Below are 12,401 nucleotides of genomic sequence, written 5' to 3'. Positions count from 1 at the left end.
TTTTGACCACGCATAACGCCTGAATTAAGCCGAGCCGCGAAGCGGCTTCGGCTTGAATGAATTGTTAGACCTGTTACCGCAGTCTGCCCGCTTTCCATAGGTGCAACGAATAGGCGAGAAAGGCGCATATCAATAGGAGTGAAACGATTACGCCCGTACTAGGAGAGCCCGCTATCGAAAGCAACCCAGTGAAAATGTATATGGCGAAGCCATAAACGGCGAACTTTCTACGGAAGACTAGAAGTACGCCGGAGAGTGCCAGGATAGACGGGCGCGCCAACTTTCCAAGGATGGGAAGCATTGGCGCGGTATCTCCGTACTCTGACAAGAGCTTCGAAGCGGCCAGCATGATTCCTAAATATTGAAGGGTGCAAAAGGCCGCTATGAGAACTGAAATGGCCAGGTGAATTGGCCCCCATATTTTTGAGGGTGCCGAGATTGCATCAGGGATAGCCGACTGAGGGGCTTTGTATGGATTATTCATGATGTCTGGACAGGTCTAACGCCTGAATTAAGCCGAGCCGCGAAGCGGCTTCGGCTTGAATGAATTGTTAGGGCGCACTGTCAAGGAAGCGATACTCCGGAATGCCATCTTTGGGCATAACTTCAACTCTTCTTGCAATGAATGCATTGCCAGAGCGCTCCAGGAATAGGTGGCAGACTGGCCAGGTGTCAGTTACCAATTCTAGGTCAGCCTCTTTGCACTCAACTTCGATGGCAATACTTAAATTGCTCTCGGAGTTTGGCCAGTAGTAGTAATCCGTTATGAATCCGGACGTGGAGTAGCCTGCGTACTCTGGTGAAAGAGGAAGCGATAGCTTCCTTCTCCATTTTCCGTAAACAGTGAATACGCAATGAGAGTCAGGGTTGCAGGAAAGTTCCGTGGTGCTTCCGTCCCCGTATGTCTGTCGAACGGAAACCGGAACCTTTGCGAGGTTGGCATTGGCATAGACGTTTGCCGTCCCAATCAACGCTAAAAGCGCTATTGCTTCTATCTTGATGCGCATGACGTCTCCCCGTGCGCCCTAACGCCTGAATTAAGCCGAGCCGCGAAGCGGCTTCGGCTTGAATGAATTGTTAGGCGGCTCCCTAGTTGTCATAGGTAGTCACCTCAGCGTGGATGATGCACGCACCGCGTACCACTACGAAACCACCAAAAGCCCAGAAGCGTCCGCCAGGCGACGCGGAGCGAGAGTAAAAGGAATAAAACCGATCAGAGTCCGAAAGACCACTGAAGGGGAGGCCTCCCCGATGGAATGCCTCAAACTCAGACGGGGAATAGGGCTGAGAGAGGACCATGCGTCGTCCGAGTTGCTCGATGTCGCCGCCAGCACACTTGGCCGTGGATTGTGTGACACGTGAGAAGTCGCCGTTCCAAGTTGCCGGGTCCGACGGCAGGATAATTTTCTCGCCGGCGTCTACCGCCAGCGAGACAGCGGAGAGGAACACGGCGCATAAATAACGTGCGAGGAACATGCTAAGCCGCCTAACGCCTGAATTAAGCCGAGCCGCGAAGCGGCTTCGGCTTGAATGAATTGTTAGGGCCCGCCCGAGCTGGACGGAGCCCGCTCAAGCTCCGAGGCAAATATATCCGCGAGCCAGACGGTGTGGCCATCTGGCCCGACGCACTCAACGGTGAAGGCAGGCTCTTGGCGAGGGTTCGAGGCATGCGCCATTACGACCGCGCCAAGGTCACCCACTTGAGGCATGCGGCCTTGGCTAGCACCGGCGTCTACCCGGTCCGCAGGGATCTCTGCGATTACACGAACAACGTCGTACTCGGAGATGTTCATTGCGGGGCCTAACGCCTGAATTAAGCCGAGCCGCGAAGCGGCTTCGGCTTGAATGAATTGTTAGGCTGCAGCCGGCCGCGATGCCGATACATAGCGGACGGTATACAACCCAGCCAAGTCAATTGCCGTGTGCAGGATCATTGCGGAAAGAAGTCCTACATATTTTGCAACGGCACCCAGTACCAGGCTTGCAGCGAACAGCCCGACTGCCTGGACGAAGGTTCTCTTGCTAAGTGAGGTGAACCGGTAAGCCCTGGTATGTGCCAGCACAAAGATGAGGGAGGAAAGCCAAATACCTATGGCCGGCTGGAGAGCGCCACGGAAAAGCAGTTCCTCGCCAATGCCCGCCGCTAGGGCAATCCACAAAGGGTTCAAACCCGCCAAGTTCAGGCGGCTGTAGCTTTGAATGGTGTGCTGAGTAGTCGGGCGGTGGGCAGTGAACTTGTAGCCAATAAAGGAGTTGATGCAGGCAGCTACGCCAAGGCCAAGGCCGACTAGAACTTGGAGGGCAACGGTCAGCTCACTGGAGAAGAGAGCCCTGGGCGGGCGGCCTGACAAAGCTGCGATGGCAAGAGCTGCCGCGCACATGAGCAGGCAAGCGCGCCATTGTCGAGCAGGGCCAATCGAGTTTTTCACTGTCTCAGTCGCCACGAAACTTCCTCTGCAGCCTAACGCCTGAATTAAGCCGAGCCGCGAAGCGGCTTCGGCTTGAATGAATTGTTAGCCGCCAACCCGGATGCTGGAAAGCCGAGCGATAGCAGCTATGCCTGCCTCCATTCTCTCCCGGGCGGCGGGATTTGCGGAGTGCACGTGGATGAGAGGTGGCTTGAAGTTCCGAAGGGCCACCGCCTCCTCGATCCAGGCGATGACGTCGTATCCGGTGCCTCTTTGATCATCCCCAAGATCATGATCGAGACTGATCTCAGTAACCGCTCCCTGCTCCAAGAGCGAGATTGCTTCGTCTGGCCAGTACACCCTGACCCAACCGTCGGGTGTGAGTCTTTCGTCGTCTAGGTAAACGCGCAAGAAACTGTACCTTGGCGGCTAACGCCTGAATTAAGCCGAGCCGCGAAGCGGCTTCGGCTTGAATGAATTGTTAGGGCTCACTGACGGTCAGCCCGGTGAGCCATTGGTGGACGAGTGTATTACGGCCATCGCCCGCCACCGTAAACGTCCCGGCGAAGTTGGCCCTAACTACCCGCCGGGGAAGGTGGAACTCCATGGCAGTGGCGATGTCACCATGAAGCTCTGGACGATTAACTACGAAGTGGAGTCCAGGACCGCTCATGTCGGAGCAGTCGTGAAGAGTGACGGAGTGGACGCCAACTACTAGACATCCATCTACCGAAACGACACGGCCATCGAATCGTGACGGCGACGAGATGATTGATGGGATTGTGGCCTTAACCACAACCGGCGAGTCGGCGGACTGACTGTTTGGAGTGCAACCGAGGAGGAGGATGCAAAATGCAACAGCTATCCATTTCATTGGGTGTGAGCCCTAACGCCTGAATTAAGCCGAGCCGCGAAGCGGCTTCGGCTTGAATGAATTGTTAGGCCTCTCCACGCGGAAGGCCAGCGGCAACAAGCTTAAGCCGAACCACAGCCTCCTCGGGGCCAAAATGTCCGGGCTTGCCGTAGCTACCCTTATCAGCGTGGGCGTCAGAGCAGACATAGGCCAGAACGGTATCGGCCAACTCCCGGTGTGGGGCGATGCGAGCAGCGAACTTGTCCAACACGGCCAGACCAGCGGGATCAGACTCATGGCCGTCCAGCGCATACGCCCAATAGAAGTTGTCGTATGCGGCGCAGAAGTCCCAGAACGGCAAGCGCCCGGCCGCGCACAGTCTCACCAGCTCATCGTGGTGATGTAACGCTGCGACCAGCTGTGACTCTGAAGGGTACGAATCCATCTTGAGAGGCCTAACGCCTGAATTAAGCCGAGCCGCGAAGCGGCTTCGGCTTGAATGAATTGTTAGGGCTCAGGCTGGTGCCAAAGCACCTGCTGCCCAAAGGTGGGCCCCTCACCCCAAGAGAGCGTAATGCGCTGTTCTTGCCCGCCAATCGGCGATGCCAGGACAACTCGGTGGTCTCCGCAATGCTTAAGGACCACCTCAAATTCATCGCCCTGAGACTTGGCTGAGTGTGGTTTAAGGTCAGCAAGCTCGATAGGAAAGCCATCGTGGATAGGCCAGCCATGGCGGGCCTCAGATGTTGGGGCCAGCCGCTGCAAGTCTTGAGACAGCTTGACTAGGCGAGTCTCAGGTAGCGAACGCGCAAAGGTCACCTCATCCGACGATTCATCGCAGATCGAGGAAGAACACCCTGCTGAGAAGAGAAGCAGAATTAGAACTAAAAGCCTCACTGACCTTTCCCCTGAGCCCTAACGCCTGAATTAAGCCGAGCCGCGAAGCGGCTTCGGCTTGAATGAATTGTTAGGCCCCGACCTAGCCACGCAGGACGTACGAGTAAAGGCCTTTAACGATTGGAGTGTATTCCGGGTCGCCGCCAGGTGCGTAGGTGAACTCTGGAGATCGGGGCAGGAATAACCCCTTCTCTTGAACGAAGAAGCTAGACGTGACGATGTAGATGCCCTCGGGACGGCCGTAGACCGACTTGGGGTGCAACGCCTTGAGTGCGGGCGGCCACTGATCAGAGGGGATGGGACCCCAGTCCGTTGTGGATTGAAGCAGCTGAGGCGCAGCGCGTTGCAAGGCGGCTAGCTCCTCCGCGCGGGAGCCGAACTTGCAGCCCGCAAGTGAAATTACAAGGGCGGCTACAAGCGCGAAATTCTTCAGCATAGGGGCCTAACGCCTGAATTAAGCCGAGCCGCGAAGCGGCTTCGGCTTGAATGAATTGTTAGGCCGCATGCTACCTGAGCCACATGGTGTATTCGCAGTTACCCCCTTGGGCCTTGGCAGAAAAAGGCCCAGGTGGAGTCCTCATCACGGTAAGACCATGCGGAGTACCCGCGGCGGCGGTAGGAGCTAACCGTTTCCTCCCAGTCGTCTAAACGGCTTGCGGCAGGAGCCCCCTGCGAAAGTCTGTTGAACAAAACGTTGGCCTCGGAAGGCTCAAAGGAGAACTCTCCCTCGGACCAATTGAGGTCTAGCTGATTCTTGGTGCGAATCGCAGTGGTAGAAGGAGGAAGCACTTCGGGCAGCCACCCGCGCTCGAAGAGGCTGTCGGCTCTTGCCTCTTCGAGTGTTGCGTATCGGCTAGTAACCGTGTCGCAACCGATTAGCGCCAGAGAAACTGCAATTGCGGCGATGCGTCTCATGCGGCCTAACGCCTGAATTAAGCCGAGCCGCGAAGCGGCTTCGGCTTGAATGAATTGTTAGGCATCACCCGGCTAAACGTTCGGGGATTGCTTTGAGCTTATATACCTCATGGAAAAATAGGTCGGCTCTGTGCTGGTCAGAGCAGAAATTGGTGACCTCTTTGATCTTTCCGAGCTCAAAACGGAAGACTAGACACCAGGTCAAATCGAGGCCGCTGCCAAAAGTGCTCCAACCCCGATGGTGGTCTATCACATAGTCCCCTTGCTCGGCGATGGCAAACGGCTGAGCCTGGAACCCGGCCTTGCCAAGCTGATCAAAGAAGGCCAAGACCTCTTTAATGCCGTGCTTTTCTCCGGCAAGAGGGTGATGGCCGGGGATGCGCCAAATAATATCGTCGGCCATGACGTCACTGACCGCAGTGACGTTGTTACTAGCATAAGCTTCAAACAATGCACCGATCTTTTTTAGGTTTGACACGCCAATCTTCCTTGTAAGTGATGTGATGCCTAACGCCTGAATTAAGCCGAGCCGCGAAGCGGCTTCGGCTTGAATGAATTGTTAGGCCGCATTCTCGAACGACCCGGCCACCTTAACTGTCACGCGTCCGCTCCAGCGAGATATTAGGCATCACCCTGACTCTTTTCGGGGTGCACCGTTCCGTAGTGAAACAGCGACTCAAATGGCACGTCGGGCCAAGTCGCACTCAGAGAGACGCCACTCTCTGACCCGGGCCGAACTTGGCATGGTTGCTTCATAGGAAAGAATCTCTCTACCTGTGCGAAAAGCTTGCCACCATGCTCCACGTACGCGATGACGCCGACGCCTAGGTAGTAGTGACCGGCCGGCCGATGGCACTTGAAACGAAGAGGCTTGCTATCCGGCTCTTCTGCCTCCTTAACCGGCTCTGTGTCGCGCCATTCATCGACGGGAGGGTCAGCGGCGAATGGTGGCTCTGACGAAGCAGAAGCCACCGGGAAAAAGGTAACTGAAACGCTATACATCTTGTGTGGCGGCAGGCCGGCTAGTAACACCTCTCCTGCAACTACGCCCTTGCGCTTGAAATTGTCGAGGATGCCCATGCGGCCTAACGCCTGAATTAAGCCGAGCCGCGAAGCGGCTTCGGCTTGAATGAATTGTTAGGGCCCGCCCGAGTTGCACGGAGCCCGTTCAAGCTCTGAGGCAAATATATCCGCGAGCCAGACGGTGTGGCCATCCGGTCCAACGCACTCGACGACGAAAGCGAGCTCTTGATGAGGCACCGAGGGATGCACCATTACCACCGCACCAAGATCACCGATCTGAGGCATGCGGCCTTGGCTGGCAGTTGTGTCGACCCGGCCCGCCGGGATCTGTGCGATCACACGGACAACGTCGTACTCGGAGATACTCATTGCGGGGCCTAACGCCTGAATTAAGCCGAGCCGCGAAGCGGCTTCGGCTTGAATGAATTGTTAGAGGGCTCAGCCCCGAAATCCTCAGGCTCGAGCTCCACGTATTTGTGCTGCTTGGACGACCAGTGAATAGAGCTGACCTGGCCACACTCCATGCACGGGCTCCAAGCTATGTCACCAGACTCTAGGTACACTACCGAGAATCCATTGCCCGGCTGAGTGAATACGGTAGGGCGCTCCGCACGCCCTGGCGTGGTGATGAGTAGGACTGTTACTCGTTCGCCAGAGGCGAGTTGGCCTACCGCAGTTTCTGCTAAATCAGGCCGCCCATCCCTATTGAAGTCGCCGGTAAGCGCAAAAGCCATCTTGTTGCTCCGAACGTTCGCGCACTGATCCGGTGTGAACTGCTTGGACGGCGGTGCGCAGGAAAGCAGCGATAGTCGGCTAAAGCGGATCGGCAGCTGAGAGACGGGTGTGTCGTGAACGCGGGTTTCCCGAGGTGTTAGGTCAACAGTGACCCACCACGCGGGACCGCTGGCGGCTAGTCCACCGCAGCAGAGCAATGTCGTGACCGCCAAGAAAAGTCTCATGAGCCCTCTAACGCTTGAATTAAGCCGAGCCGCGAAGCGGCTTCGGCTTGAATGAATTGTTAGGCCGCATGCTACCTGAGCCACATGATGTATTCGCAGTACCCCTTTGGCCCTTGGCAGAAAAATGCCCAGGTGGAGTCCTCATCACGGTAAGACCAAGCGGAGTACCCACGGCGGGTGTAAGAGTTAACTGTCTCCTCCCAGTCGTCTAAACGGCTGGCGGCAGGAGCCCCTTGGGAAAGTCTGTTGAATAAGACTTTGGCCTCGGACGGCTCAAAGGAGAACTCTCCCTCGGACCAGTTGAGGTCTAGCTGATTCTTGGTGCGAATCGCAGTGGTAGAAGCAGGAAGCACGTCGGGCAGCCACCCGCGCTCGAAGAGCCTATCGGCTCTTGCCTCTTCGAGTGTTCCGTATCGGCTAGTAACCGTGTCGCAGCCGATAAGCGCCAGAGAAAGTGCTGCGATGATGCGTCTCATGCGGCCTAACGCCTGAATTAAGCCGAGCCGCGAAGCGGCTTCGGCTTGAATGAATTGTTAGGCGCCACCCTAGGGCCCCCAGTAGTCAAACTTGAATACAACGCCCCGCGGGATATCAAACTCAATCTGGCCGCCGCACTCAATGCGATGCCGGCCAGGGGAAACCGGGCCGGGCTCGCCAATCTTGTAGGGCCAAACTTTGCCGTCGAGCAAAAGCGGACCACAAGCGCCGCCGTTGTCATCGATGACGGTCAAGTAGGTTCCTCCATCTTTCGATGGGGCGACAGAACCGCGTAGGTGGCCATCATCACATCCAGCCAGAACGACAGATGCCACGAGCCAAGAGGCAATGACTGGAAATACCTTCATGTGCGACGGACTCTCTGTGGGGCCTAACGCCTGAATTAAGCCGAGCCGCGAAGCGGCTTCGGCTTGAATGAATTGTTAGCCGTCATGCCGCGAAGTGGAAGCGCACGACAGCCATGCATAACGCAAATAGATAGCCGTAGGAAAAGCGGTCTATCCGGAGAGTTTTTTGCCCGCGTCGAGAGCGCCACGCACCTATTGCGGCCATGGCTAGACCGGCGAGCACAGGCGTCACAGCTAGATTAACCAGGCGCCAAGTCTCTCCCTGGACCAGGGGCTCCGGCGATACGAAAAGGCTGATGCCGCCAGCCGTTGCCCCAAAGATTGCGTAGCCGATAGCGGCGAGCCACGGGTTGGGCGGCTTGCGGAATGGTTCGGTGGTGGAGTGCAGCCCAATCTCCACTAAAAGCTCGACGACGATCTGCAGGAGGAACTCGGCAAAGAACTCAAAGAGAAGTTCGAGCAACTGAGATCTCCGTGATGACGGCTAACGCCTGAATTAAGCCGAGCCGCGAAGCGGCTTCGGCTTGAATGAATTGTTAGGCCGCACTGACGCCGACCAGAACGTGCATGACCAGGTAGTAACCGATGGCCGCCAGCACGGCAACCACACAGACGTTTGCGATCTTGTGCGCAATGGCTCCCGAAGCGCTGGCCTCCTTTGCTTGCGCCAATTGCGCCCTCTGAACGAGGTAGAGCAAATAGTTGCCGCCGAGCAAAGCGGCCACGCATAGCGAGAATGCGACTGGGTGGTTGGAAATTAGATAGCCCTGTAAGAACTTTCCATGATTTGGAACAGCGGCCTCCCAGTTAGCCGGGAGGGACTTGCCTTGGAGGTCGAGGCTAGCGATGGGCTTTGCCGCGAGGAAAGAGATCGTGCCGCAAAAGGCTGCCATGAGAGGTAGCCACAGCAGCGTTGTCACTACGTATAGAAGCGGAAATTTTAGGTTCTTAAGCATGGCGATGATCTTGGTGTGCGGCCTAACGCCTGAATTAAGCCGAGCCGCGAAGCGGCTTCGGCTTGAATGAATTGTTAGGCCGCTGCCGGGCTAGCCTAAGTAACAATTTGGCAAACATCACACTGGCCATGGCCATGGAGAGTTGCCGGACTCAGCTCTCTCAGGCAGGAGGGGCAGTTTTGAGGAATCGGGTCATCGTGGTCATAGAACCACCAGTAGTAAGTGGGTAACAACTCAGAAAGCATAGCCGTGACAGCTAGGCCACTTACATTGACTTGGCCGGTGGGGTTTAGCAGCTGTGTTTTAGCCCAAATCTCATACTCGCCGGAATCTAACCATAGATGGTAAAGAGCCCGGAACACCTGATGCCAGGAGCCGACGCGATACACCTGCTCGTCGGTGAGAGAGATGGTCTCAGGATCGACGGCGCCCTTGCATGTGAAGCAATGAATGGGGTTGTCGGTAAGGGTATAGACCAAGAGCAGGCGGTCGATGCTAGGACAGTCACAGAACTCAAGCTTCTGTGGTCGAAGCGCGTCAAAATAGTTGAAGTCATCCATAGCGGCCTAACGCCTGAATTAAGCCGAGCCGCGAAGCGGCTTCGGCTTGAATGAATTGTTAGGCCGCGTACCTAGCGACCCGCGGACCATTTGAACACAGGCTTGTCAGTGAGACCTAAGGCCTCCATGCGGCCGTTGCGAAGTTTTACCCGGTGCAGTGGCGAATAGATGGTGCCGCTCTTGTAGGGCGGCGGGCAGCTAACCAATAGAAGTTCGTGCCCCTCTACTGCCTCAACTGCATAGAAGCAAGAAACCTCAATACCCTTCTTTGTCCGATACCGGGCGAGAAGGTAGCCGTCGTCTTGCTGTGTGATGTGAATTGCCACAGGTCGATTCTGGTCTTGGCACCACTCGGACGATTTATCGATGCAGATGAACTGTGTAACCGTCCACTTGCCGAGAAATGGCGACATGGCCTCAGAGCGGGGCGAGACGATTAGAAGCAGAACGATAAGAAGCAATTTAACTTTCATAGCGGCCTAACGCCTGAATTAAGCCGAGCCGCGAAGCGGCTTCGGCTTGAATGAATTGTTAGGCCGCTCACTCGATGCGTGACAGCTCATCTTGGATGGCCTGCTGTAACCGAAGCGCCGGGACGACAGTGCCGCGCATTGTAGGGGTAGGAAACACGGCAACTGCCACTCCGTCCTTGGCCAGGCCGGGCAACCAGCGCTCCAAGAACTCGTGTACTTCAATGGAGTCAGGTGAATTGCCGGCCCAGCTGTCGGTGGCGCACGCCGCGGCATAGTCCGGGTGAGGCCAGAAGGGAAAGGCTGAGTTGCCATCGTCATCTGCAGCAGAAACCCAGCCGTTCTTGTCTTTCAGACCCCAGACAAACTGCCAATCAGCGACCCGTCCAACAAAGTGTCGGTAGCGGTCGGGTCCGGGCAGTGCCAAGACTGCCTGGAATTGCTTTGGGTTGAGCGGATATGGACTTGCCATGAGCGGCCTAACGCCTGAATTAAGCCGAGCCGCGAAGCGGCTTCGGCTTGAATGAATTGTTAGGCCCTAGTGGCCATAACCGCAAAGACGACACTGAAGGATATGCATATCCGGATGTGCTGCTTGATGACGCGCAGAACCTCGGTATGCCCAATCGACTGTTGATCAAGGACGGTTGCGGCATGCCGCTTTACGTAAAGAAGGATAACGAGATGGATTGCATACAGGGTGGGAACTACCCAGAAGTACTTTGCAAGTTCCGGGGCGTGCCACAAGAGCAGCAATCCAGCGGCCATGATTAGGTAGCCGAACGATGATGCAAAGAATTGTCGAACTTTGCCGAGCCTATCCCATGCATCCTGAAGGGAATGGAGTCTGGCGATCTTTGCCTCATCGCCCGCGGCCCGAGCTATGAAGGTTGGTGAATCTACCCTGGTGAAGCAACCAATCAAGAAAACAACACCCATGAAGGTGCAAAGCAGTCCGAGAGCCAAGATCACGTGTCACTTTCTCCTAGGGCCTAACGCCTGAATTAAGCCGAGCCGCGAAGCGGCTTCGGCTTGAATGAATTGTTAGGGGGCGCCCAGGACATAGTGAGTGCGAGCGCTCTCGGTGCGGAACCACCGCAGATTATCCGATAACAGGAGAGCCTCGCCCTCTAAGCCTAGAACCGCCCACGAGCTTCGCGTGCCAGTGCCAACGCCGCTGGAAATAGCTCGCTGGAACCGGCCATCGCGGAAGTCCCAGCTGCCCGAAATCAAATAGGACTCTCCCTGGCAATGCGGGCAACCCCACTTTGTTGCCATGCAACTAAATGTGCCGTTGTCATTGTACGAACAGTTCTCGTCGTAACGCCCTGGCCAAGTTGTTACCGGCGCAGAGAACCAGGCTCCAATCAGAGCCGAGCGATCGAGGTGGCTGGGCGAGTGGGCACAGCTACCCAGCAGCAGAACTAGCGCCAATGCCACTGCGGACTTCATAAGCCCCCTAACGCCTGAATTAAGCCGAGCCGCGAAGCGGCTTCGGCTTGAATGAATTGTTAGGGCCCGCGCCGACGCAGAAGCCAGCTCCCGATGCGCAGCCAAATGCGGCCCCAAGACCAAAAACCCCACTATCAAACGAGCCATTCAAGAAGGCAAAACAGGCAAAGGCAACGGCTCCGATAGCAGCCGCTCCTGCGCAGATGGCGAGCCAAGTGAAATGGCCGCGAGAGCGAAGCCAGAGAATGTAAGGCAAACCAACCACCAACATAGAAGTGAGCGACACTGGAACAGCAATTACAAACGCCAGTGCTGAAAATGCGACGAAGTCTGCGAGCGAATTGGTCACCGATGCTGCCAGGAGTGCCATAGCAAGTACGCATAGCCATGGCGCAAGTACAGCCGCGATAACGCCAAGCCAAATTGGCCGCTTATGCTGCGAACGATCCATAGGGCCCTAACGCCTGAATTAAGCCGAGCCGCGAAGCGGCTTCGGCTTGAATGAATTGTTAGCTGCGTCCCTCATGGGCCCAGAACGCGAACTAGTTGATATGTCGTGCCGTCAAACTTCCAGAGTGATTCCTCGGTCCTTGCGGCAGTGGCCGTCATGAGGGCGATATGCCTAAGGCCGTGTGATTTCTGTTGGCCTAACGTAAGGTCATAAGCCAGGAAGCTCAAAACAATTGAGTAGCCATTGGTTTGACGAGTGGCGACCCATATCGGAGCAGCGCTTGCAGCCCAGGAGCAAGCATCTGCGGTGGTAAGCACCCAATCTTGTTTCTGGCCGCTGCCGGGGAGATCTACTGGCTTGCCGATGAATTTGCACGGTTTGTCGTCGCGACCGGCTATAGGTTCTTTGGATTGCGCAAGTACCGCCCGCTGCACTGCCAAAGGGACAGAGGTTAAACCCTCATCCTCGACGGAAAAGTCCGCGGCTATGGCAAGGGAGGGGAGGCCGAAGAGAAACACGCAAGCAATGAAAGTGCGCATAGCAGCTAACGCCTGAATTAAGCCGAGCCGCGAAGCGGCTTCGGCTTGAATGAATTGTTAGGGCCCACACCCG

At 56.3% G+C, this 12,401-nt stretch carries 15 protein-coding genes; all 15 read right to left on the bottom strand.

Going from position 1 to position 12,401, the window contains the following annotated elements:
- Nucleotides 1–551: 551 nt before the first annotated feature.
- Nucleotides 552–1,007: a hypothetical protein gene (locus tag ACYVGK_RS14620; protein ID WP_460734989.1), complete on the bottom strand. Its 456-nt coding sequence runs from the start codon at nt 1,005–1,007 to the stop codon at nt 552–554.
- Between the two features lie 82 nt (nt 1,008–1,089).
- On the bottom strand, nt 1,090–1,476 hold the full coding sequence (locus ACYVGK_RS14615) for a hypothetical protein (protein ID WP_460734988.1): 387 nt from the start codon (nt 1,474–1,476) through the stop codon (nt 1,090–1,092).
- A 377-nt stretch (nt 1,477–1,853) separates the two neighbouring features.
- The gene (locus ACYVGK_RS14610) at nt 1,854–2,429 is read right to left on the bottom strand and encodes a lysostaphin resistance A-like protein (RefSeq protein ID WP_460734986.1); all 576 of its coding nucleotides are present in this window, start codon (nt 2,427–2,429) and stop codon (nt 1,854–1,856) included.
- Between the two features lie 84 nt (nt 2,430–2,513).
- Nucleotides 2,514–2,819, bottom strand: coding sequence for a cyclic-phosphate processing receiver domain-containing protein (locus tag ACYVGK_RS14605; protein ID WP_460734984.1), 306 nt, complete (start codon nt 2,817–2,819; stop codon nt 2,514–2,516).
- A 527-nt stretch (nt 2,820–3,346) separates the two neighbouring features.
- The gene (locus tag ACYVGK_RS14600; RefSeq protein ID WP_460734982.1) at nt 3,347–3,706 is read right to left on the bottom strand and encodes a hypothetical protein; all 360 of its coding nucleotides are present in this window, start codon (nt 3,704–3,706) and stop codon (nt 3,347–3,349) included.
- Between the two features lie 1,431 nt (nt 3,707–5,137).
- Complete coding sequence (locus tag ACYVGK_RS14595; RefSeq protein ID WP_460734980.1) at nt 5,138–5,551, bottom strand: nuclear transport factor 2 family protein; 414 nt, start codon at nt 5,549–5,551, stop codon at nt 5,138–5,140.
- Nucleotides 5,552–5,694: 143 nt separating this feature from the next.
- Nucleotides 5,695–6,153 carry a hypothetical protein gene (locus ACYVGK_RS14590; RefSeq protein WP_460734978.1) on the bottom strand — a complete coding sequence of 153 codons (459 nt, stop codon included), beginning with the start codon at nt 6,151–6,153 and terminating at the stop codon, nt 5,695–5,697.
- 1,447 nt (nt 6,154–7,600) lie between these two features.
- Entirely contained in the window at nt 7,601–7,786 is a 186-nt protein-coding gene (locus tag ACYVGK_RS14585; protein WP_460734976.1) for a hypothetical protein, read from the bottom strand.
- A 196-nt stretch (nt 7,787–7,982) separates the two neighbouring features.
- Nucleotides 7,983–8,363: a hypothetical protein gene (locus ACYVGK_RS14580; protein ID WP_460734974.1), complete on the bottom strand. Its 381-nt coding sequence runs from the start codon at nt 8,361–8,363 to the stop codon at nt 7,983–7,985.
- A 73-nt stretch (nt 8,364–8,436) separates the two neighbouring features.
- On the bottom strand, nt 8,437–8,856 hold the full coding sequence (locus ACYVGK_RS14575; RefSeq protein ID WP_460734972.1) for a hypothetical protein: 420 nt from the start codon (nt 8,854–8,856) through the stop codon (nt 8,437–8,439).
- Nucleotides 8,857–8,951: 95 nt separating this feature from the next.
- On the bottom strand, nt 8,952–9,416 hold the full coding sequence (locus tag ACYVGK_RS14570; RefSeq protein WP_460734970.1) for a hypothetical protein: 465 nt from the start codon (nt 9,414–9,416) through the stop codon (nt 8,952–8,954).
- A gap of 540 nt (nt 9,417–9,956) precedes the next feature.
- Complete coding sequence (locus tag ACYVGK_RS14565; protein ID WP_460734968.1) at nt 9,957–10,358, bottom strand: DUF2750 domain-containing protein; 402 nt, start codon at nt 10,356–10,358, stop codon at nt 9,957–9,959.
- A 59-nt stretch (nt 10,359–10,417) separates the two neighbouring features.
- Nucleotides 10,418–10,858, bottom strand: a complete 441-nt coding sequence (locus ACYVGK_RS14560) for a hypothetical protein (RefSeq protein WP_460734966.1) — start codon at nt 10,856–10,858, stop codon at nt 10,418–10,420.
- Between the two features lie 499 nt (nt 10,859–11,357).
- Nucleotides 11,358–11,708 (bottom strand): hypothetical protein, encoded by a 351-nt coding sequence (locus tag ACYVGK_RS14555; RefSeq protein ID WP_460734964.1) that lies wholly within the window; start codon nt 11,706–11,708, stop codon nt 11,358–11,360.
- Between the two features lie 152 nt (nt 11,709–11,860).
- Nucleotides 11,861–12,328, bottom strand: a complete 468-nt coding sequence (locus ACYVGK_RS14550) for a hypothetical protein (protein WP_460734962.1) — start codon at nt 12,326–12,328, stop codon at nt 11,861–11,863.
- Nucleotides 12,329–12,401 lie beyond the last annotated feature (73 nt).

The organism is Lysobacter tyrosinilyticus, assembly GCF_054779815.1.
This window is presented reverse-complemented; position numbering and strand designations above follow the sequence as displayed.